Source organism: Verrucosispora sp. WMMD1129 (assembly GCF_029581255.1).
GTDB classification, from domain to species: Bacteria; Actinomycetota; Actinomycetes; order Mycobacteriales; family Micromonosporaceae; genus Micromonospora; species Micromonospora sediminimaris.
In genome coordinates, this window is the sequence record NZ_CP120741.1 from 895,707 (window position 1) to 917,479 (window position 21,773).

Genomic DNA, 21,773 nt, shown 5'->3' on the forward strand with positions numbered 1-21,773 from the left:
TTCACACCCCCAACCGGAACGCCTCGACATGCCGCTGGCGGGCCGGGACCCGCAGCGCGCGGAGGCTGCGCTGCACGGTGGTGGCCATCGCCGCGGGACCGCACAGGTAGACGTCCCGTTCGGCGATGTCGGGAACCAGGCCGCGCAGGCTCTCCGGGCTGAACGGCTGGCTGCCGTCGGCGGTGCGACCGGTCAGCAGATGCAGGCGGGCACCCCGGGCCTGTACAAGATTGCGCAGCTCACCGATCAGCACCGCGTCGGCGGGGGTGCGGGCCCGGTAGAGCACCACGACGTCTCCGGTCAGCTCCGGGTCCTCCAGCAGCGCCCGGATCGGGGTGATGCCGATGCCGCCGGCGATCAGCAGGGTGTTCTCCCGGGTACGGCCGGCGGTGGTGAGGGCGCCGTACGGTCCCTCGGCGTAGACCCGGGTGCCCACCGGCAACTGCCGCAGCCCGGCGCTGGTGGAGCCGATCGCCTTCGCGGTCAGCCGCAGCGTGCGGCCGTCGGGTGCCGCGGACAGCGACCACGGGTTGACCTGCCACCAGGAGTTGTGCCCAGGGAAGCGCCACCAGAAGAACTGGCCGGGACGGGCGCGCAGCCGGTCCAGGCGGTTGCCGGCAATGTAGACGGAGACGGCGTTGTCGGTCTCCGGCACCACCGCGACGACCCGCAGCCGGTGCCGGACGTTGCGCACCAGCGGCACGAACAGGCGGTTGGTCAGCAACGAACCGACCGCGAAGGCCCACAACCCCCACCAGTACGCCTTGGTGACGTCGCTGTTGGCGAACGAGGCGCCCTCGTAGATCTGGTGGATCACCGAGAGCACGATCACCACGTACACCACCAGGTGGATGGCGTGCCAGGTCTCGTACGACATGCGGCGGCGGGCCATCCGTACCGAGGTGAACGCCATGACGCCGATCAGGACTGCGGCGATCATGCCGAGTAGTACCGGCATCTGCTTGGCCAGGTTCGGAATCTCGGCGAAGAACGAGATCCGGTCGAGCTGTGCGTAGCCGAGCATCACGAAGGTCGGATGCAGCACGACCAGCCAGAAGATCGCGAACCCGGTCCAGCGGTGCCAGTTTGTGAGTTTGTCCATGCCGATCCGCCGTTCCAGGAACGGCACCCGGCCGATCAGCAGCAGTTGCAGTGCCATCACGAAACCCAGATGCAGGCCGAGGAAACGGCCGATCCCGGTCAGGGTGTTGGGCACCGGCCGGCTCGGATGGGCGAACATGGCCTGGAGGATCACCAGGTTGACCAGGAGAAAGGCCCAGAGCAGCAGGTACGCGACCCGGGCCTGGCCGAGGCGGCGCACCGGTGCTGCCGGGGCGGCGGTGAATGTGGTCGTGGACATCGCGAGCCTTCCTGAAGCGGTCCTGTTCGGACCGGCGTGAGATTCCGTCGACGGCCTAGCGGGACGGCGCGGTCGCCGTCACACCGATCTCCGGCAGGCGGACCTTTCCGTCCGCCTCAGCGTGCCAGCGCCAGCGTGCGCCCGGAAGATCGCCGAGCACGATCGCGACCTGCCCGGTGCCGGGCCCGCAGGCGGCGAGCAGATGCGCCGCCTCGTCGGCCGAGGGCGTCTCGGCGATCACCGCCAGGGCGGTGAGCGAACGACGGCGGGCGGCGAGGCGCACCATCCCGTCGTCGGTCTCCGGCCCAGAGTCGTTTATCCGCAGCTCAGTGACGGATCCCAGGCGTAGCGCGGACTGTGGCAGGCCGGGTGGCTGGCCGCCGAGTCCCGGCACCGACAGCACCGGCAGATCCGGACGGAAGCGGCTCAGGTCGGCCATGAGGTTGGCCAGGACGTCGATGGCGACCCCGGCCGATCCGCCGATCGCCAGCACGCCGTCGAGCCAGGTGAGATCCACGAACAGGGTTCCGTTGTCGTCTCCGCCGACCCGCACCAGGCACGGCGTGACCGCGTCACCCCGGGTGGGCCGTCCGGCGGCGTCGGCGGGGCGCGTCCACACACCATCGGCCTCGGCCAGCCAGGGCGGTCGGGGGGTGTGGTCGGCGGTCACCCAGGCGGTCACCGCCCGAATGTCCACGCGCAGAGCGTACGCCTCGACCTGATCGGCGGTCAGTTCGGCGGACGCCTGCCAGGCCAGCGCGGGACGTTTCTGGTCGGCGGCGAACTCGGCGGACAACTGCGCGCGCGTACGCATCCGTTCCTGGATCTGGCGGTGCCAGCGGGCGTTGTCGGCGTAGGCGCGGCGACGTCGGCGAAGCCGGGCGACGAGCCGGCGGCGGAAGATCACCAGGAGGCTGAGCAGGGCCAGGATCACCGCGCCGAGCAGCGCGGCGGCGACCTTCCAGGTGAGCAACGGCGTACTGTCGGCGGCCGCGGTGGAGCCGATCCGGCCGAGCCGGACGTCAGGCCCCGTCGCATCGGCCGGCAGCAGCAGAACCCATCCAGGGCGTACCTCACCGGAGTCGGTGAGGGCACCGCCGTCGCTCTGCGGGCGGGACCGGTTCAGGTCGAGAATCTCGGCGGCGCGGGCCGGGTCGCCGAGCGTTCGCTGGGCGATCTGTGCCAGGGAGTCGGTGCGCCCGCCGTTCTGTTCGGGGCTTCGCACCACGGCGACCTTGACCACCTTGTCGGGAGCGGCCGAGACGGCCGCCGGTGCGGCCAGGACGGCGGTGAGCGCCGCGAGCAGCAGCAGGACGGCACGGCGGATCATCGGGCCGCCGTCCAGCCCTGGGTGGCGGCGCTGGTGATGATCGTGTCGGTGCTCTTGTCGGCGACGTTGCGGTAGAGCGGCGATCCGTCCAACGTCACCTGTTTGGTCCCATCCTTGCGGCTCAGCCACCAGACCCGGTCGCCGTCGATGCCCTTGAGCTTGACCCTGCCGCCGTTCCTGGCGACCACGGGCTGCCACAGTGCGGCGCACGCGTCCGTGCAGTTGCTGGCCGGCGGGTCGGTGTCGTCCCCGTCGAAGCGGTAGATCGTCGCGCCGTCGTCGTCGACGACGATCGGGCCGTCCTTGCCGTCCTTCGCGGTCAGCGTGCTGGTGCGATCCGGCTTCGCGGCCTTCAGCTCCGCCGTGGTGATCAGTGCGTCGAGGGCCTTTCCATCGGGCCCGAACGCGAACCACACGTTGTCGACGCCCTGTCCATTAAGGTCGCCAGGCACCGTGTCGCCGCCGAACCGGTAGGCCGGCCGGCCAGCGATGGTGACCTGCACGCCACCATCGGGCCGCCGGATCGCACCGATGTCGTCCGTCTGCAATCCGTCGACGAATACCCGGCCCCCGGCCTGGATCAGTACCGGTGGCCAGCTCTCGGCGCACGTGCCGGTGCAGGCCGAGGCGGGCGGCTCGGCCGGGTCCCGGGCGAAGCTGTAGAGGGTGAACCCGGTTACGTCCGTCACCGTTTCCCCGATGGTGGCCTTGTTGGTGGAGAGTTGGACCCACTTGGCCGGGGCCTGCGGGCTGGGCGCCGTCGGGTCGGGCGCCGGAGGCGTCGTGCTGGCCGCCGCCGGAGATGCTGGGCTGGCTGCAACGGCATTGTCGCCGCGACCGTCGCCGGTCAGGCCGGCGCTGGACGCCGGTGCGTCCACCAGCTTGATCTCACCACCGGCGAGAACGGGCGCCGCCGCCGGATCGGCGGCTTCGTTCCCGGCGCAGCCCGCCAGGAGCAGGGCCGCGGCAAGTGGGGCGGCCAGAGCGCGGACCGGGGTGCGGGACACGATGACACCTCCGTTTCGATCGGGCTCGACAGGTGCGGTCTTCACGACCGGGCCACCGATCCGGTTCGAGGCTTGTGTTCCAGGTCACATTCGCCGAACCGTTGCGGGATGTCCGACGTGACGGGCTCATGGCCAGATCAGACATCGTCATCCCGGGCGAAGATCTTCAACAGGCAGCCGACGCGATGCGGCAGGTGCTGCGGACCATCAGCGTCAAGCGCAGCTCGGCGGACTTCAACCGGACCGTCGGACCTCCGGTTCGGGACGCGGCGGAGAACTTCGAGGACCGTTGGGACGCCGGCCGCAAGCAGCTGCGCAACGAGTGCGACGACATCGTCGAGGCGATCGACGTGATTCTCAACGCCTTCACCGCCGTCGATGACCACAGTGGCGACAGCCTCGGCGGTGGCCGGTGAGCGCCCCCGTACCGACCTCTGGATCATTTACCTTCGAGGTGCCGGAGGGTTGGCTCGACTACGACCTGGCGGGGCAGGACTTCAGCCGGCAACAACGCGAGCTACGGGCTGCGGTGTCCACCGCCGAACAGCGCAGCGCGGTCGACGACGCGCTGCGCCAGGCACGCCGCCTGCTGCGGGCGGCTCGTCAGCAGGGCGCCGCGGCCGCGGCCGGCATGATCGCTCGCGACGACGACGGCGGGCTGCTGATGGCGTTCGTGGCGGCCTTCGGGATCACCGTCCCGGACGGTACGCAACCATCGGTGGCCGACATCGCCCAGCAACTGACTCGCCCCGCCGGAATCAACGGCCACGGGGATCGCACCGTCACCTCGGCCACCCTCCCCACGATCGGCACCGTCGCCCGGATCACCGGAACCGAGGTCGTCGAGCTGACCGAGAGCACGTCCGCGGTGATGGTCGCCATGCACACGATCATTCCCGTGCCGGGACAGCCCGGCTCGTACCTCGTGGTCACCGGAATGAGTCCGAACCTGCCGCTCGCCGACGCTCTGTACGACGTCTTCGACGCGATCACCGGCACGCTGCGCTTCACCTGACCGGCCGTCCGGGCACCACGGGATCCGGCGACGCCGAGCCGGCGTCACCGGATCCCATGCTTTCAGTCCGCCTTCGGCACCTGCACCGCCGTCAGCACCCCGTCGCCCAGATGCAGGTAGGCACGCCCTGGCCGGGCGGCCTGCCCGACGATCCCCCGTGGGATCCGCATCCCGATCAGCTCCCCGTCGGTGATGCTCTGCGGTGCGATCAACAGTCCAGCCCGGTTGCGTTTGAGCTGGGTCAGCCAGCCGGCCAGGCCGAGACTGAGCGCCTCGGCATTGCCCGCGACCACCAGGCCCCACCCATTGCCTGCCGCACCCCGGGCCAGGGTGTTGAGGTCTCCGTCGACGTCCGACTGGGCGAGCAGTTCGGCGTCGTCGATGACCACTGTCCCGGTGTCCTCCGGAATGCTCTTGAGCAGGTCCCGGAAGTCCATCGCGGCGATGCCCGCGTCGGTCACCACCGCGGCCACCCCGGGCTGCCCGGCCAGGTCACGCAGTGGCGAGCGCCGCGGCGCCACCACGAGCAGCCCGGTGCCGTTGGCCAGCAGAGTCCGCGCCACCGACAGCAGCGCGGTGCTCCGGCCGGAACGCGGTGGCCCGCCGATCGCAAAGGTCGGAATGTCGGCGAGGTCCGGGCCGAGCGGGACTACCTCGTCGCCGCCGACCCCGACGATCGCCGTCAGGGCGCGGCCCGGCTCCGACAGCATCCGGCGCACCTCGGCGTACCCGATCAGGTCGGGCAACGCCGCGAACCGGCGCGGCCGGGCGGTCCCCGGGACCGTGGCGTCCCGCACGGTGAGCTGTCTGGCGATGTCGGTCAGTGCTGCTGCCTGTCCCTGCCCACTGAGGTCCGGACCGAGGACCGCGATCTGCGCCTCCGCGTGGTCGGCCAGCCGGATCGCCCGGCCCGGTGCCTGCTCCGGGGGTACGTCGCGCAGGTTGAGACCCAGCAGGGAGTAGTCGCTGCGGTCGTTCAGGCGCAACACCAACTTCTCCTCGGTGGCGCCGGCGAACCGGCCCGAACCGAGCACCTTGTCGCCGGCCAGCACGACGTGGACACCGACGCCGGCACCGTCACGCAGCAGCCGGGTCAGCCGTTCCAGATAGCTGCCGTTGTCGTACGTCGCGAAGTCCCGCTCGAACACCTCGAAACGATCGACGAGCAGCACCACGTGTGGCAGTCGCCGATCGGCGGCGGCGTTGCGCCGCTGCTCCGCCAGATCCGCGACGCCCTGTTCACCGAACCAGGCCTGCCGTCTGGTCAACTCACTGTTCAACCAGGTCAGCAGGCGATCGAGGCGCTCGGTCTGTAGCCGGTCCACCACCGCGCCGCAGTGCGGCAACCCGACCAGCGGCAGCAGCGCACCGTTGCCGCAGTCGACGGCGTACAGGTGCAGGTCGGCGCTGGAGTGCCGGGCGGTCAGCGCGACCGCCAGGGTACGCAGCGCCTGCGAACGGCCGCTGCGGCCGGATCCGATGAAGAACACGTGCCCGGTACGGTCGGTGTCGAACAGCAACGGCTCGCGGCTCTGCGAAGCGGGCAGATCGACGATGCCGTAGGCGACCGCGCCCAGGTCGCCCGGGATCGTGGCCGGGGGCGGCTGAGGGAGATCCGCCCACTGTGCCACCTCGGTGAGCGCCGGCAGCCACGGGCTCGGCTGCCGCGGCACCCCGAGCCTGTCGGTCGCCGCGACGACAGCCGCGACGAGTTCCCGCAGGTCGGTGTCGGCCGGGCCACCAGACGTGGCAGTCGACGAGCGGCGGGCCGGAACCGGGTCGCCCAGCCGTGACCAGTTCACGTGGGTGACCTCGACGCGCACCTCGTCGGCCCGGTCCCCCAGCACCGGTCGTCTGCCGCCGATGCGGCCAGCCTGGAACGGCAGCAGCGCGGCGTACCCCAGCCGGGCGTACGCCCGACCAGGCGTGCGCGGCGACAGTTCACCCGCGTCGGGTGCGTCGATGATGTCCCGGCTCTCGCCCTGGTCGGTGGTGCGCAGGGCGATCCGCAGGTTCGTGTTCGCCCGGATGTCCGGGGTCACCGCTCCGGACGGCCGCTGGGTGGCCAGGACCAGGTGAATCCCCAGAGATCTGCCGCGCTGCGCGATGTTGACCAGCCCGGTGACGAAGTCCGGCAGCTCGCGCACCATCGACGCGAACTCGTCGATCACCAGCACCAACCGCGGCATCGCGGGCATGCTCGCGTCCCGGGCTCGGCGTTCCTGGTAGCGGATGATGTCGGAGGCGCCGGCCGCGGCCAGCACGTGCTCGCGACGGCGCAATTCCGCGCCGAGCGAGGTGAGCGCCCGCTCGACCAGGTGGGTGTCCAGGTCGGTCACCATGCCGACGGTGTGCGGCAGCTGTTCACACTCGGCGAAGGCACTACCGCCCTTGTAGTCGACCAGCACGAAGGTCATCTCGTCCGGCCGGTTCGCCACCGCCAGCGTGGCCACCAGGGTCTGCAACAACTCCGACTTGCCGGCTCCGGTGGTCCCCGCGATCAGGGCGTGCGGGCCGTCGCGTACCAGGTCGATCGCGAACCGGCCGTCCAACCCGACGCCGAGCACCGCCTCGGTGCTGGCCGGCCGGACCGCCCAACCCGCCGCGATCCTGTCCGGCGTCGGCGGCTCCAGGTCGAGGACGTCGAGCAGCCGTGCCGACGGCGGCAGCACCGCCTCGTCGCCGTCGCCGGACACCCCCAACGGCGCCATCCGCCGGGCCGCCCGCTCGTACCATCCGGCGTCCGGTTCGTCGGCGCGGATGCCGGCGACCAGCGCCGTCTTGGCGGTCCGCAGCGACGCGCCGTCCGCGCCGGACACCACCACCGCCCGGCACTCCTCGGGCAGCAGCCGTTCCTCCGGCTCCAGGCACATCACGTAGACGCCGACCGCGGGACCGTCCCGCAACAGCGGGACCGCGCCGGGCATCGACCGCAACCGCCGCGCACCGTCGAACACCACCAGGATGTCCGGATCGCCGGCTGCACCGCCCCGTTCCGGCCCGCTCGCCTGGTCACCGGCCGACCGCGCCGCGATCACCCGGTTGAGCTCGGCGATGCGCCGCGACACCGACTCGGCGCTGGTGCCGATCCGGACGTACGCCTCTTCGCCGTCGGCCCGGGTATGGGGAAGCCAGCGCAGCCACGACCAGCGCTGCTCACCGGCGGCGTCGGTGAGCACACAGATACGCAGATCGTCGGGGCTGTGCAGCACGGCCGCCTGCGCCACCAGCCAGGGAGCCAGCCGGGCCAGGCGGTCCCCGGCCACCCCGACCACACCGCTGTCGCGAACGTCCACGGCCACCGGCACCTGGCCCAGCTCGGGCGCGGTGATTCGGCGGTGCTCGTCCAGCGCCGGATCCTCCACCCGCACCCCCGACGGCATCGAACAGGTACCGACCCGCAGGGCGAGGAAATCGTCGTCACGCCAGCGCCGCTCCCACAGTCGTTCACCCGGCAGGGTCGCGATCCGGCCGGTCAACGCCGGGTCCGGGTAGGCGTACCGGCGGGCCCGCTGCTCCTCCAGCACCGCCTCGTCGATGTCGGCACGGACCCGGAGAAGTTTCTCCTCGTACTCCTGCATCCGCTCGGCGTGGCTCTGCCTACCGCGCCGCTTGGCACCGAACTGGGTCAGCAGCGCAGCGAGCGGAGAGACCAGCGCGAGGAAGATGAACCGCCAGTTGCCCGTCGCGAGAATGCCCACCAGCGCGCCGATCGCCGGGGCCAGCAGCAACGTCACCAGGCCGATCGGGCTCTTGTCGGATTCGGTCGGTGCGGCGGGCAGCCGGAACTGTCCGCCCATGATCTTCGGGAAGAACCGCGGCGGACGGTTGAACTCCCAGGTGAAGCCGTCCGCCGTACGGGTCAGCGGGGCGCGTACCGGCACGCCGGTGGCCAGTTCCAGCAGGACGCCGCCGACCGCCAGTTGACGGCCAGCCGGCCACTCGGCGGTGCCGTCCAGGGCAACGCCATCCAACTCGACAGCCGTTACCGCGGTCACCGCCACCGTACGGTCCACGGTGACCAGCAGCCGAGCGGCGACCGGCGGCACATCACCGGCAAGGCGTACCCGGCACGTGGGCGCGCTGCCCACCTCGTACTCCCCGGGGGGAAGGAGCACGATCCCACCGGCTCCCGGGCCGCCCACCAGGCGCACCTCCACCGCACCCGCCCGACCGGCCGTTGGCCGGGCCGGACGATTCAGGCCCAACTCGGCACCGGCGCCCAGCCGCGCTGCGGCAAGCGAGAGTCCCGGGTCCAGGGGTTGGGCACCGTGGAACAGCGTGCCGGGACGGCCGCCGACGGCGTCGGCCAGCTCCGCGGCGAACGTCCCCACCGAGGTCCCCGGCTCCGCCTCTACGACCAGCGGCTCCGCCGCAGGTGAGGCGTCGGAGACCAGACTGACGTTGAGCCGCATCTCGACCCTCCTCCTTTCCTCTCAAGCGGACACGCCCAGCGCTTGCGCACGCCGGGCGTGTCCGATTCGTTTGAAACGGCGGTCAGCCGAGACGCGAGCCGAGGTCCTGGTCGGTGGAGGCGAATGCCTCACCGACCGAACGGACGTAGTTGCCGATGCCCTGTAGGCCCTGGTTCACCTGGTCGAATCCCTTGGCGAACTCGTCGAAGAACGGCTGGAACTTCTGCTGGGCGGCCGGGGTGCGGTAGCCCTGCGCGAGCAGGTTCTGCACCTTTCCGCGTACCTCGACCAGCTTGTCCTGTAGCTGGGAGAAGTCGTTCAGCAGCGCCGCCGAGGTCTGGGCGGTCTCTTCACTGTTGACCGCGAAATCGGGCATGGTGACACTCCTTGATCTCTTGAACAGCCACCGGCAGGCCGCCGGCCGGTTCTTACCTGCGGAACTTCCTGGTGATGCCGGTGTCGTGCTCGGACGTTGACGCGCCCGTGGCGGCGTCAGCTGCGCCCAACACGAATCCCGCCTGCACAGCCGCCTCGACCACCGCGTCGGTCGGCGGATCCTCGGCTTCCTCGTTCTCGATGGCGGCCGATGCCGCGTCGCTTGCACCGCTGGAGACGATCCCCGTCACCGCCTCGCCCGCACGCTCCTCGACGGACTTCTCACCGGCCGGCTCCTCGTCGACCTTGCGGGCGTCCGGTGCGTCCTCGCCGTTCGGGGGCGCGTCCGGCTGCACCGGGCGGGCGCCTACCGGCTCAGCCGCCGGTTCAGCCGCAGGTTTGGCCGCCGGCTCGGCCGCCGGTTCAGCCGCCGGTTTGGCCGCCGGCTCAGCCGCCGGTTTGGCCGCCGGTTCGGTGACCGCCGCGGGCTGATCCGATCCTGGCGGTCGCGTCGGCGCAGGAGCAGCGGTGGCCGGATCGGCACCGCCCGTCCCACCGCCGGCAGCGGGTGCGCCGCTGGTCACCGGTGCTGGAGCCGGCTGCGGTGGCGCAGCAGCAGTCGGTGCCGAGACGTTGCCGGCAGAGCCGTCGCCGCCGGAAGCAGACGACGGTGCCGGGCTACTGGCCGGCGGGTCGATGGAGGTGGATGCACCCGGCGGCCCGCCACCCGCGGAGTCGGGTTCGGTGGCCGATGCGCGGTCCCCGCTGGGAATGTCACCGGCGGGCGCACCGTCACCGCCACGTGCGGTGTTCGCCCCCGACAAGCCCTCGGTGCCACCACCAGGAGGGAGATCGAAATCCGGATCGCCGGTGAAGCCCTTCCGGAAGCCGTCGGCGAGACCTCCGGCGGCGGCACCCGCCGCCGCACCGCCGAAAATCGAGGCGGCGTTGAAGTCTGCGTCGTTGGCCTTCCCGAGCTTGTTGAGGCCGATGGTCGCGGCCTCCTCCACCACGCCCTTACCGAAATCGGTCACCACCTGGTTGCCGAAGCCACCACCGCGGCCACCGAACCGGAGCAGGCCACTGATGACGGTGTTGTTCCGGCCGAACTGGCCGAATGCCGCGGCTCCGCTGCCGGCCGTCTTCACCAGGCCAGGCGCTACCGCTTTCGCACCTCGCACGAACGGACCGAAAAGCTTCGCTCCGGGCACGAGAGCCACCAGGCCCACCACGAGCGTGCCCAACTCGAAGTTTCCGTTCGCAGCCTGAACCGCCACCGTCACCACGAGGGCTACCGCGGCGAGCACGATGCCGACCACCGGCAGCAGCACCCCGACGACGGCGATCGCGACATCGATGATCAAGCGGAGGATTGGGTTGTTCCGGAAGAAGTCGCCGATGCGCTGGAAGAAGTTGCGCCGCGGCGGTGGCTTGATGGCCTTCGAGGCGGCGTCGTCGAGCGCCCGATTGCATCGCGCGGACGCGGCCTCCCGCAGTCGGCGGGCGTCGGCGGCCAGTCGTTGCGCGGCCGAGAGCTGGTCCCGTGCGCCGTCGATCTCGTTGGCCGCCGACCGCGCCGCCGCCTCCTGCCCCGGTGTGGCGTCGACGGCCACTCGCGGCACGGCGAGCCGTACCACCTGCACGGCCTCGGTCGCCTGATCCATCGCGGTGTCGATGCGGGTCTGCTGCTCGCGCAGCGCCCGGCTGTAGATGCGGTACGCCTGTGCCGCCGTGTCGAAGGAGTCGACCGCCTGCTGCAGCTTGCGTGGCAGGCTGTCGAGCATGTCCCGCAGCTTCTCCATCGATTCGCCGCGCGCTCTCGACAATGATCCGCCCCGCCCGAGGACCCGCACACCGGTCTGGGCGTCGTCCCGGATCTCCTCGTAGAAGCGGGCCAGCTGATCGATCTGATCCGGGTCCCCGGGGGTCGGATCCCGGTCCATGCCGAGGATGCTGAATCCGGAGGTGTGCCGCCGGCTCATGAAGGGCTGCCCGGACCGGACGAAGCCGCGGACGCCAGCTCGGCCCGCAATGCCCGGACGGCATAGTGAGCCCGGGATTTGACGGTTCCCGGCGGTATGCCGATGGATCTCGCGGCCTCGGTCACCGTACTGCGGCGGTAGTAGAGCTCGAAGATCACGTCACGGTGCTCCGCGGTCAGCCGGCGTAGGGCCGGCATGAGGGCGGCACTGGCCACGACCGCATCGGCATGGTCCGGAACGGGCTGCTGGATGCTGTCCCAGACCTCACTCCCCACCGGTTGCGACCGTCGTCCACGCAGCTGGTCCACGGCGGCGTTGTGCGCGACCGTGTACAGCCAACTCCTGATCGAGCCCTCCCGGCCGACCAGCCTCTGCCGGTGACGCCACGCCCGCAGCAGGGTCTCCTGATAGACGTCCTCGGCGATGCTCTGGTTGCGGGTCAGACGGAGCAGGTACGCGCGAACGGAGGCGCCATTCTGTGCCACCAGGTCGGAATAGAACTGCTCGGCCGTCGCTGACTGGGCCGGGGCACGCATCACACCAGGTGACCGTCGTCCGACCCGGCCCGCCGTGTCACAGCTGTTCCGGATGGTCTCTCCGGATCTCTTTTTCCAGGCTCGCCGGCCCTGTCCCTGCAGACCGCCCTGACCCATGCCAACGGCATCGGCGGTGCTATGACCCGTGGTCACCGCGGAAGCTCTCCCTCTGCTCCGGGGCCGCCGGTGCGGACCCGGTTCAGAGCCTGCGGGAACAGCCGGGCCAAACCTTTTCGATTGTCTGAGGACTTTCTGAGGACACCGGAAGGATGCCCCGACGGGTCCGCGAGGTCGCCCCAGCGCCAACAGGTCGCCCACGTGCCGCGGCAGGGGTCACCACACGAGCCGTGGCGGTTCTTCACGGGTTTCGCTCGACCTGCGGGGCCGGGGAACGCGCAGGGGCATGGTCAACGGAGCCGCCGATTGCGAAACTGCTTCAATCTGTGTCAGCACGACCATCAGGGCTCCCGACGGATCAGGTAACCATGCGTGCCGGCCAGGCGACAACACGTGCCCGGCTGGTGGGCCGGACCACTACCCGAGGCAGGCTCGACATCGGCACGACCCGGACGGAGGACGGATTGTCCAGCACACCGCTGTCCCTGCCGAAGCCGTCCGCGCGGGCGCCCGAGTTCGGCCGGGACGCGCTCATCGTCTGCGAGAACCTGGTGCGGATCTACCAGACCGGTTCGATTGAGGTGCAGGCACTACAGGGACTGGACCTGACCGTGGAGAGCGGCGAGCTGGTCGCCGTCGTCGGTGCCTCCGGGTCGGGCAAGTCGACGCTGCTCTCCATCCTGGCCGGCGTCGACGCTCCCACCGCCGGGCGGGTCCGGGTCGACAGGTGGAATCTGCTGGCGATGTCCCGAGCGGACCGGGTGAACTACCGGCGGCACACCGTCGGGTTCGTCCGGCAGCAGACGGCGAGCAATCTGATCCCCTACCTGACCGCGCGGGAGATGGTGGACCTGCCGATGACGGCGGCGCGTACCGCGAAGGAGGAGCGCCGGGAGCGCGCCGCCGAGCTGCTGGACAGCCTCGGTGTCGCCGACTGCGCCGATCGGCGTCCCGGGCAACTCTCCGGAGGGCAGCAGATGCGGGTCGCGATCGCCGTGGCGCTGGCCAACCAGCCGCGGGTTCTGCTCGCCGACGAGCCGACCGGCGAGCTGGACGCCGCCACGTCCGCGGAGGTCTTCGCTGTGCTGCGGGAGGTCAACCGGCGCTACGGCGTCACCGTTGTCGTGGTCACCCACGATCCGGAGGTCAGCGGCCAGGTCGAACGGACCGTCGCGATCCGGGACGGGCGCACCAGCAGCGAGGTGCTGCGCCGCACCACCACCGACGCGCGCGGCGACACGCACACGATCGCCGAGGAGTACGCGGTGATGGACCGGGCCGGGCGGGTGCAGGTGCCCCGCGACTTCCGCCAGGCGCTGGCGCTGACCCGACGGGTCCGGCTGGCCCTGGAACCGGACCACATCACGATCCGCCCCGACGCGGGGAACGGCGAATGAGACACCCTTTGTCAACCTCCGGGTCAAGCAGCGAGTTTCGAGGGCTGGTTGACCCGGCCGAGTGCGCGGTTGCGGTTGGCGACGTGGACGTTCTCGTCGTAGGGGGTGTTCTTGGTCAGGCAGTGCCACAGGACCTCCAGCCAGCGGTTGCCCAGCGCTCGCAGTGCGGCGTGGTGCTTTCTTCCTCGACTACGTTGCGTGTCGTAGAACTCCCGGGCCCAGCCGGAGGTGCGCAGGCTGGTGAAGGCCCACTGCTGTACGGCGTCGGCGAGGTAGCGGTTGCAGGCCAGCCGGGACGCGACGACGAGCTCGCTCTTGCCGGAGCGGCGGGTGACCGGGGCCTTGCCGGCGTAGCATTGCAGCGCGTTCGGTGTGTCGAACTGTCCGATCGCGTCGCCGATTTCACCGGCGATCCTGGTGGCGAGTCGATCTCCGAGCCCTGGAAAGCTGAGGTAGATCTCGCCGCCAGGAACCGCCGGCCCCCGGTTATCACCGGGCTGTTTGGCGCGTCCTCGACGCCGGTCGCCCAGCAGCAGTTCGCCCATGCGTCGGTGCCAGCTGCGGCGTTGCTCGCGCAGCAGCAACAACTGGGCGCAGGCCAGCCGGATGGTGTCGGCCTTGGCGCGGATGAGGTAGTCGCGGGGCTGGAAGTGATCACCGGTCAGGGCCTGGGTGACCCGGTCGGCGAGCCGGTGCGGCCAACCATGCTTGGCCGCCCGGGCGAGGGCCTCGACCTCGTCGTGGCTGGCGGCGGCCAACTCGTCGGCGGTGGGCCAGCGTTGCAGCAGCTTGAGCACCACCGGGCTCCCCAGATCGTCACCGGCGATGGCCAGCGCGGCCGGAAACACCGCGGCCAGGTCGGCGCGCAGCCGGTTGAGCAACCTGCGTTCGTCACGGCAGGCCCGGATGTCGTCGCGGGCGATAGCGCGCAGTTCTCCGGCCAGTTCCCCGTGCGGGATCAAGGCCCGCAGATCGCTGTACTGGTCCAACGCGAGCAGGCAGGCGATCCGCGCATCCTCGGCGTCGTCCTTCTTACGCGCCGGCCCACGCCGGCGGGCCACCAGGTCCGGGTTGACCGGCAACACCGTGTACCCGGCGTCGACCAGGGCCTCGACCAGCAGCCCATGCCGGGTCTCGATGACCACCCGCACCTCGGCCGGGTCCGGCTCCAACCCGGCGATCCGCGCCACCAGCGCCGCCACCGCAGCCGGAGTGTGTTCCACCCGGGCCACCTCGACCACACCCTCACCCGGACGGCCCACCGCGACCAGATGGAACTCCTCCGCCCAGTCGATACCGACCCCCAGCATCGCACCACCCCTTCACATCGTGACTGTGCGTACAGACCGAAGGCGCGGCGCCGTGCTGATGGACCAGTCCTCGCGGGACGACACCCTTGTGGGCGTCGGGCCTCCAAGGCCACCCTCCCGGGACGCCGTCTCATATCAGTCCTCAAGGGACAAGCGGCCAAAGCGTTCCCGGAAGGGGACCTCTGATGAACGAAGGTAATGCCATCAGCGGCGAGCCGCTGCTGCGTGTGCGTGGCGTGCACCGGCGCTTCCGTACCGGGCCGACCGTCGTACACGCCCTGCGCGGCGTGTCGTTCGACGTGGCCGCCGGTTCCATGGTGGCGCTCGTCGGGCGGTCCGGGTCGGGCAAGACCACCCTGCTCAACACCATCGGTGGCCTGGATCGCCCGGACGCCGGCACCGTGCACGTCGACGGCACCGACGTGACCGCGCTCGACGAGGACGGCCTGTCGCGGCTGCGGCGCGAGAAGGTGTCGTACGTCTTCCAGAGCTTCGGGTTGATCCCGGTGCTGTCGGCTGCGGAGAACGTCGCCGCCCCGTTGCGGCTGGCCCGCGTCGCCCCGGCCGAGCGCGAGCGGCGGGTCGAGTTGCTGCTGGAACTGGTCGGCCTGGCCGACCACTCCCGGCAGCGGCCGGCCGAGCTGTCCGGTGGCCAGCAGCAGCGGGTGGCGATCGCCCGCGCGCTGGCCGCCTCGCCCCGGCTCCTGATCGCCGACGAGCCCACCGGGCAACTGGACGCTGAGACCGGGCTGTCGGTGATGGCTCTGCTGCGCGGGGTGGTCGAGTCCGAAGGCGTCACCGCACTCGTGTCCACCCACGATCCGGTGATGATGGCACTGGCCGACCGGGTTATCCGCATCCACGACGGGCACCTCGACGAGGGGACAGCCGGGCGACCTGACGAGCCCGTGTCGGATGCCAGGTGACGCGACGATGCTGAGGCTGGTCACCCGGCGCGCCCGCGTGCAGTGGCCGTTGCTGGCGGCCCTTATCGGGGTCGTCACGGTCGGCGCGACCCTGCTGGGCACCTGCACCCTGCTGAGCACCCGCACCGCCGAGCGGGCGCTGGAGGTCGCCATGGCCCGTGCCGCTCCCGCCGCCGTCGACGTGACCGTCTACACCGGCACCGTCGAGGGCCCCGACGCGCTCTCCGTCGCCGCCGACACCCGCACCGTGGTGGCTGCCGCGCTGGCACCGTTCCCGGTGACCACAACCGCGCGGGCGTCGACAGTGCTGCGGGCGCTGCCGCCCACGATCGCCCCGGGCACCACCGTCCCGCCCCAGGCGTACCTGTCGGGACTGGACGACCTGTCGACCCGAGCCGAGCTGGTCACCGGGGGCTGGCCGCACGAGCGTGGTGAGGCTGTGGTGTTGGAGTCCACCGCCCAGTTGCTCGGCCTCGCTCCCGGTAGCCGGGTACGCCTCGGCGCCGAGCTGGCCCACGCACCCGTCCCGGCCATCGACCTGACCGTCGTCGGTGTGGTCCGCCCGTTGCCGGGGCGCGGCTGGGACCGCGACCCGCTGGCCGCGACCGGCTCCGCCATCGGGCACCAGGACGGCCGCTTCCGGCAGCCGGTCAACGCCTACGGCCCGTTCCTCGTCGACCTCGCCGATCTGGTCGCCACCGGTGCCACAGTCGACCGGATGGAGGTCACCGCTCATCCGGACCTGTCCCAAGCCAACCGTCGCGACCTGGCGGCCGTGGCCAGGGCCGTCCGCAGTGCCGACCGCCGGCTGGCCGCCACCCTCGGCGACCGCGTCCGGCTCGCCCGGGTCGCCTCCGACCTGCCGCTGACCCTGCGGTCCGCCGACGACCAACGGCACGTCACCGCCGCCGTCGTGTTCGCCATCGCCGTTCTCGGCGGTGTCCTGGCCGGGACGGCACTCGTCCTCGCGGGCCGGCTGACCGCACGGGTACGCGCCGACGAGACCGCCCTGCGGTCCGCCATCGGCACCAGTAGCCGCCAACTCGCCGCCACCGCGATGCTCGAAGCCGGGCTCGTCGCCGCCGTCGCCGCCGCGCTCGCGATACCAGCCTCGTCGGCCCTGCACGCCGGCCTGACCCGGCTGCCGCCGCTGGACGGTGCCGGCCTGACCGTCCGGCCGGACATCACCGGTACCCAGGTCCTCGCGGTGACTGGCGGCGCGCTGGTACTCGCCGCCGTACTCACCGTCCTGGCGGTCCGGCCCGGTCCGGCAGCCGGCGACCGACGCACCCGCCGTGAGCTGCTGGCCCGGTCCGGCGCCGATCTGATGCTCACGGTGTTCGCCGCCGCCGCCTGGTGGCAGCTGTACGCGCAGCCCACCGCCGCCGACCCACGCGTCGACGCGGTCCGGGTACTCGCGCCGGCGCTGCTGCTCACCGCAGGCGCCGCCCTGGCGTTGCGGGTGGTACTGCCCGCCCTGCGCGGTGCCGACCGGCTGGCATACCGCGTCCGTGGGCTGGCGCTTCCGCTGGCGGTCGCCGAGGCCGCCCGTCGACAGCAGGCGGTCGCCGTCGGACTGCTCGTCGGGCTGGCCTGCGCGGCCGGAACCTTCGGCCTCGCCTTCGACGCCACGTGGCACCAGTCGCAGCGTGATCAGGCCGCGCTTTCCGTCGGCACCGACCTGGCACTCACCCTTGGTACGGCGCCGGTGGCCGGAGAGGGCGCGGTCGTCGGCGCGGCCACCGAAGGGACGGTCAGTCCGGCCCTCGACCGTGGTACCGCCGTCGGTCAGTGGCTCGGCACCGCCGGCGATGCGCCGCGCCTGGTCGCCGTCGACACCACCCGCGCCGACGCGCTGCTGCGCGGACGGCTCGACCGCGACCGTACGTGGTCGGACGTGGCGGCGAGGCTCGCCCCACCGACCCGGGTCACCGGCGTCCCCGTTCCGGTTGATGCCCCGCTCGTGATGAGCGGAACCGCGACCGGCGAGACCTCGCTCGTCGTGACGCCACGGCTGCTGCTGCAGGACGCCACCGGCCTGCGTACACCCTGCACCGGTCCCCCCGTGCCGCTCGACGGCCGGAAGCACCGGCTGCCCGGGTGCGCGAGCGCCGACGGACTGCGCCTCGTCGCGGTGTCCCTGCCGGTCGAGGCCGGGCCGGATGCCGGGTTCCCGGTCGGCGGTCGCACCACCATCGACGTCACCCTGACCGTGCCGCGACTCGGATCGGCTGACGGATCGGACTGGACCGCCACGTCCGTGCAGACGGTCCCGAGCACGTTGCGCGACCCGACCGTGGGACTTTCCGCCACGCCGACGGGAGCGGCGCTCCGGATGGCGGCCTCCGTCGACCTCGGGAGCATCGCCTACACCGCGCCAAACCTCGTCGCCACCGCCTTCCCGGACCCCGGACCGGTGCCGGTCGCCGTCTCCGCCCGCTTCGCCAGCGAGGTCGGTGCCAGCAGCGGCAGCCGGCTCAGCGTCACGGTCGGCACCACGCCCGTGCCGATCGTCGTCGCCGAGATCGTGCCGACCGTGCCGTCCGCTCCCGGCGCCGTCGCCGTCCTGGCCGACCTGGACATGCTCTCCAGGGCCCGCGCCGTCGCCGGCGACCTGACGTTCCCGGTCGACGCCTGGTGGGTCGGCCACCCAGCCGGTCCCGGTGCCGCCGAGCGGGCCACCGCCCTGCACCTGGGCACCGTCACGACCCGCGAGGCGGAGACCGCCCGGCTCACCGGCGGTCCGCTGCACGCGGGGCTGCCGGCCGCGCTCCGGCTCGTCGTCCCGGCTGCGGCCCTGCTGCTGCTCGCCGGCATCGTCCTGCACGTCACCTGTGATCTCCAGGTCCGCGCCGTCGAGGTGGCGCGGCTGCGCGGTCTCGGAATGTCCCGGCGCGACATCCGGGCCGTGCTGCTCGGCCAGCATGCCGGAGTGCTGCTGCCGCTGCTCGCAGCGGGCGCGGCCGTCGGCGCGCTCGCCACCCGCGTCGTCGCTCCCCTGCTCGTACGCTCCGACACCGGCGCCGCGCCAGTCCCGGCCGTCCAGCCACACTGGCCATGGCCGGCCGAGGCCGCGCTGCTCGCCGCACTGCTGGCCGGATGCCTGCTGGCGGTCGCCACCGTGGTCGTCGTCCAGGTCCGCCGGGCCGACGCCGCGCACCTGCGGGTGACGCCGTGAACGGTTGGTTGACCCGGCGGTGGCCGGCGCCGCACTGGCCCAGCGTCCGTGGGCGTGGCCGTGCCGACGCCGGACCGCTGCTGCTCACCGCCGCGGTCATCGCGGCCGTCGCGCTGCTCGCCGGGGCCGTGCCGGCGCTGCTGCGTGCCGCCGCCGACGACGCCGTCCAGGACACGGTCCGCCGCGCCAGCCACGCCTCGAACGTGCTCGTGCACGCCAATTGGGAACGCGACGACGGCCCGACCGGCGGGCGGATCCGGATATCCCGCCTCGCCGAGGACGTCGACGACTTCCGCGCCCGGGCAGCGTACGCCCTCGGGCCCGACCTGGACGCCGCGCTGCTCCCGCCGACCGCCGTTGTCAGCGGCCCGATCCTGCGCATCACCGGTGGCAGCGTGCCGCGTACCTTCCAACTCACCTACCTGGCCGACGACGTCGGCGGCCCGGAGGTGACCTGGATCGCCGGCAGCGCGCCCGGCCCCGCCATCCCCGAACCGTCCATCGAGGTTCCCTACAACGGACCGCCCTGGCCGGTGCAGGTCGGCCTCTCCGAGGCCGACGCCGCCGCCCTCGACCTCGGCCCCGGCGATCGAATTTCGGTGCAGGACGGACAGGGGCGCGACAAGGACGTCCGGATCAGTGGGATCTACCGACCCGCGGACGGCAGCGACCCCGCCTGGCGACTCGCCCCGGCGCTTCTGCGCCCCGTGCCCGGCGCCGACGGCGTGGGCACGACCCGGTTCGCAGGTCTGCTGTCGCGTGAGTCGCTGCCGGACGCCCGGCTCGCCTTCGACGAGGACGAACTGCGGCGCAGCGTCCACTTCGCCCCCGAACCCGACGCGCTCACCTGGGACGCCTCCGCGGCGCTGGCCAGCCAGATGGTCAGGCTCAAGGCGGCGTCGGGCTCATCAGGCGTCCGTGACCAGTCCCTGAAGTGGGAATCACAGCTCGACACCGTCCTGCGCGACGCCCGCACCCAGATCAGCGCCGCTTACGCACAGGCCGCCGTCCTGCTCGCCGGAGTCCTGACCGCCACGGTGCTGGTCCTGCTGCTCGCCGCCGATCTGCTGGTCCGCCGCCGTACTCCGGCGCTGACCGCCGCCCGGCAGCGTGGGGCGGCGCTGCCCGACCTCGGTGCGGAACTGATCATCGAGTCCACCGTGGTGTCCCTGTCGGCCGCCGCCGTCGGGCTCGCGCTCGCCCGTGTGGCCGCTCCGGGCGTCTCCTGGACCTGGACCGTTCCCGTGGTGCTGGCCGGTGCCGTCGCCGGGCCGACGTTCGGCACCCTCGCCGCCGCCCGCGCCAGCCGCGACCGGCGCCAACCCGCCAACCCGGCCGCCCGGCGCTGGATCCTGGCCACCGGTCAGCTGCGCCGCGCCGCCGTGGAGGCCGCCGTGCTGATCGCCGCGGTCGCCGCCTTCGTCACCCTGCACCAGCGCGGGCTGCGGCCTGTCGCCGCCGACGGCGACTCCGGCGAGCTGACCGGCGACCTGGTCCTACCGGTCAGCGCCGTCGCTCTGGGCGTGCTCACCGGCGCGCTCGTCCTGCTACGGCTGCTGCCTGTCGGAGCACGGCTCGTGCTCCGACAGGCCCTGCGCTCGCGCCGCCCGCTGGCTGTGTTCGGTGCCGCCCGGGCGGCCACGACGGCCGGACGCGCGCTACCGCTGCTGGTTCTGGTCAGCGCCACGGCGCTCGCCTCGTTCGCGCTTGTCGTCGGCGGGACCGTCGCCCGCGGCCTGGCCGACGGCGCGTGGAACACCGTCGGCGCCGACGCCCGCCTCGACGTCGACGCTGAGGCCGCGGCGCCCACCGTCGCCGAGCGCATCGCCGCCGCACCCGACGTGGGACAGGTCGTCGTCGCACAGGTGACCGATTCGGCGCGCATCTTCACCGAGTCGACACTGCTCACCCCGCGCCTGGTAATCGTGGACGCCGCCGCGTTCCAGCGTTTGCTGGCCACCACCCCGCTGCCCGACGCGCCGGCGCTCGCCCGGCTCACGGCACCCGGTCCTGGCCCCGAAGACGTCCCGGCGCTGGTCCTGTCGAGCGACGGCGAGCTGCCGACCGGCACGCGGCTGCAGCTGACCCGGGAGGACGCCCCGGCGATCCGGCTCGCGGTGGTCGGTACCGCTCCCTCCGTCGGCGGTGCCAGCGACGTCGTCATCGTGGACGCCACTGCCCTGGCCGAGGCGGGGTTGCCCGCCGTTCCCAACACCGTCTGGGTCACCGGCCCCGGCGCGGCGCAGGCCGTGTCGAACAGCGATACCGCCGCCGACGTCGTGCTGCGCGCGGACGTCCAGCGGGCGCAGCTAGTGGCTCCGCTGACCGCAGGGATACTGCGGCTGGCGTGGACGGCCGCCGCGGTGTTGCTGGCGCTGGGGTTGCTCGGCCTCACGCTCGCCGCCGCCGCGGGTGCGTCGGAGCGGTGGCAGACCCTGACCCGGCTGCGAACCCTCGGGCTACGGCCACGCGACGCCCGCTGGGTCGCCGCCGGAGAGCTGCTACCGCCGGTCGTGGTCACCGCGATCTGCGGCCCGCTGTTCGGCGCCCTGCTCGCCCGCCTGACGCTCGGTCCGCTTGAGCTGCGGCTGCTCACCGGTCAAGCCACCGACCCGGCTGCGGTGTTGCCGTGGTGGCTGCTCGGTCTGATGAGCGTGACGCTGCTGGCGGCGGTCGCGGCGGTCGTACCTGTCGAGTCGGCGCTGCGGCGACGCGACCGGCTGAGCGAGGTACTCCGCGCCGGCGAGTAACCGGCACAGCCGGAGCGGAACCGCGGCTATGTAGCGTGGCGATCGGAAGAGTGGCATGCGTTGAGCGACAGCCCG

General features: G+C 72.2%; 14 protein-coding genes. 6 read left to right on the top strand and 8 right to left on the bottom strand.

Annotation, left to right across the window (positions count from 1 at the left end; all coding sequences use genetic code 11):
• Position 1 precedes the first annotated feature (1 nt).
• From O7624_RS04105 to O7624_RS04115, 3 genes are read right to left on the bottom strand one after another with little or no spacing between them, the layout of a single operon-like run.
• Complete coding sequence (locus tag O7624_RS04105; protein ID WP_282238994.1) at positions 2 to 1,360, bottom strand: ferredoxin reductase family protein; 1,359 nt, start codon at positions 1,358 to 1,360, stop codon at positions 2 to 4.
• 55 nt (positions 1,361 to 1,415) lie between these two features.
• Positions 1,416 to 2,690: a hypothetical protein gene (locus tag O7624_RS04110; RefSeq protein ID WP_282238995.1), complete on the bottom strand. Its 1,275-nt coding sequence runs from the start codon at positions 2,688 to 2,690 to the stop codon at positions 1,416 to 1,418.
• Positions 2,687 to 3,697, bottom strand: coding sequence for a hypothetical protein (locus O7624_RS04115; RefSeq protein WP_282238996.1), 1,011 nt, complete (start codon positions 3,695 to 3,697; stop codon positions 2,687 to 2,689). The genes O7624_RS04110 and O7624_RS04115 overlap by 4 nt, the downstream gene beginning before the upstream one ends.
• A gap of 128 nt (positions 3,698 to 3,825) precedes the next feature.
• On the opposite strand from O7624_RS04115, the gene O7624_RS04120 reads away from it, so the two are divergent.
• Together O7624_RS04120 and O7624_RS04125 are read left to right on the top strand one after the other, a co-directional pair.
• Positions 3,826 to 4,113, top strand: coding sequence for a hypothetical protein (locus O7624_RS04120; protein WP_282238997.1), 288 nt, complete (start codon positions 3,826 to 3,828; stop codon positions 4,111 to 4,113).
• Positions 4,110 to 4,712 (top strand): hypothetical protein, encoded by a 603-nt coding sequence (locus O7624_RS04125; protein ID WP_282238998.1) that lies wholly within the window; start codon positions 4,110 to 4,112, stop codon positions 4,710 to 4,712. The genes O7624_RS04120 and O7624_RS04125 overlap by 4 nt, the downstream gene beginning before the upstream one ends.
• Positions 4,713 to 4,774: 62 nt before the next feature.
• On the opposite strand, the gene O7624_RS04130 is transcribed toward O7624_RS04125, so the two are convergent.
• The 4 genes from O7624_RS04130 to O7624_RS04145 form a co-directional block, all read right to left on the bottom strand.
• Positions 4,775 to 9,127 (bottom strand): FtsK/SpoIIIE domain-containing protein, encoded by a 4,353-nt coding sequence (locus O7624_RS04130; RefSeq protein ID WP_282238999.1) that lies wholly within the window; start codon positions 9,125 to 9,127, stop codon positions 4,775 to 4,777.
• 82 nt (positions 9,128 to 9,209) lie between these two features.
• On the bottom strand, positions 9,210 to 9,503 hold the full coding sequence (locus tag O7624_RS04135) for a WXG100 family type VII secretion target (RefSeq protein WP_093402533.1): 294 nt from the start codon (positions 9,501 to 9,503) through the stop codon (positions 9,210 to 9,212).
• A gap of 52 nt (positions 9,504 to 9,555) precedes the next feature.
• The gene (locus O7624_RS04140) at positions 9,556 to 11,484 is read right to left on the bottom strand and encodes a hypothetical protein (protein WP_282239000.1); all 1,929 of its coding nucleotides are present in this window, start codon (positions 11,482 to 11,484) and stop codon (positions 9,556 to 9,558) included.
• Positions 11,481 to 12,020 (bottom strand): sigma-70 family RNA polymerase sigma factor, encoded by a 540-nt coding sequence (locus O7624_RS04145; protein WP_282239001.1) that lies wholly within the window; start codon positions 12,018 to 12,020, stop codon positions 11,481 to 11,483. The genes O7624_RS04140 and O7624_RS04145 overlap by 4 nt, the downstream gene beginning before the upstream one ends.
• A gap of 581 nt (positions 12,021 to 12,601) precedes the next feature.
• Here O7624_RS04145 and O7624_RS04150 point away from each other — a divergent pair.
• On the top strand, positions 12,602 to 13,534 hold the full coding sequence (locus tag O7624_RS04150) for an ABC transporter ATP-binding protein (RefSeq protein ID WP_282239002.1): 933 nt from the start codon (positions 12,602 to 12,604) through the stop codon (positions 13,532 to 13,534).
• Positions 13,535 to 13,557: 23 nt separating this feature from the next.
• Here O7624_RS04150 and O7624_RS04155 read toward each other — a convergent pair whose 3' ends face one another.
• A complete protein-coding gene (locus tag O7624_RS04155) occupies positions 13,558 to 14,844 on the bottom strand; it encodes a transposase (RefSeq protein ID WP_282237774.1) in 1,287 nt (428 codons plus the stop codon).
• Between the two features lie 185 nt (positions 14,845 to 15,029).
• Between O7624_RS04155 and O7624_RS04160 the strand changes: the two genes are divergently transcribed.
• From O7624_RS04160 to O7624_RS04170, 3 genes are read left to right on the top strand one after another with little or no spacing between them, the layout of a single operon-like run.
• The gene (locus O7624_RS04160; protein WP_282239003.1) at positions 15,030 to 15,770 is read left to right on the top strand and encodes an ABC transporter ATP-binding protein; all 741 of its coding nucleotides are present in this window, start codon (positions 15,030 to 15,032) and stop codon (positions 15,768 to 15,770) included.
• 7 nt (positions 15,771 to 15,777) lie between these two features.
• On the top strand, positions 15,778 to 18,948 hold the full coding sequence (locus O7624_RS04165; RefSeq protein WP_282239004.1) for an FtsX-like permease family protein: 3,171 nt from the start codon (positions 15,778 to 15,780) through the stop codon (positions 18,946 to 18,948).
• Positions 18,945 to 21,698, top strand: a complete 2,754-nt coding sequence (locus O7624_RS04170) for an FtsX-like permease family protein (RefSeq protein WP_282239005.1) — start codon at positions 18,945 to 18,947, stop codon at positions 21,696 to 21,698. Before O7624_RS04165 ends, O7624_RS04170 begins: the two co-directional genes overlap by 4 nt.
• Positions 21,699 to 21,773: the final 75 nt, after the last annotated feature.

What these genes read in the sequence shown, in the direction of transcription:
- O7624_RS04165 (WP_282239004.1), top strand. Translation starts at nt 15,778, where the DNA reads ATGCTGAGGCTGGTCACCCGGCGCGCCCGCGTGCAGTGGCCGTTGCTG.
- O7624_RS04105 (WP_282238994.1), bottom strand. Translation starts at nt 1,360, where the DNA reads ATGTCCACGACCACATTCACCGCCGCCCCGGCAGCACCGGTGCGCCGC.
- O7624_RS04110 (WP_282238995.1), bottom strand. Translation starts at nt 2,690, where the DNA reads ATGATCCGCCGTGCCGTCCTGCTGCTGCTCGCGGCGCTCACCGCCGTC.
- O7624_RS04135 (WP_093402533.1), bottom strand. Translation starts at nt 9,503, where the DNA reads ATGCCCGATTTCGCGGTCAACAGTGAAGAGACCGCCCAGACCTCGGCG.
- O7624_RS04155 (WP_282237774.1), bottom strand. Translation starts at nt 14,844, where the DNA reads ATGCTGGGGGTCGGTATCGACTGGGCGGAGGAGTTCCATCTGGTCGCG.
- O7624_RS04120 (WP_282238997.1), top strand. Translation starts at nt 3,826, where the DNA reads ATGGCCAGATCAGACATCGTCATCCCGGGCGAAGATCTTCAACAGGCA.
- O7624_RS04160 (WP_282239003.1), top strand. Translation starts at nt 15,030, where the DNA reads ATGAACGAAGGTAATGCCATCAGCGGCGAGCCGCTGCTGCGTGTGCGT.
- O7624_RS04145 (WP_282239001.1), bottom strand. Translation starts at nt 12,020, where the DNA reads ATGCGTGCCCCGGCCCAGTCAGCGACGGCCGAGCAGTTCTATTCCGAC.
- O7624_RS04130 (WP_282238999.1), bottom strand. Translation starts at nt 9,127, where the DNA reads ATGCGGCTCAACGTCAGTCTGGTCTCCGACGCCTCACCTGCGGCGGAG.
- O7624_RS04140 (WP_282239000.1), bottom strand. Translation starts at nt 11,484, where the DNA reads ATGAGCCGGCGGCACACCTCCGGATTCAGCATCCTCGGCATGGACCGG.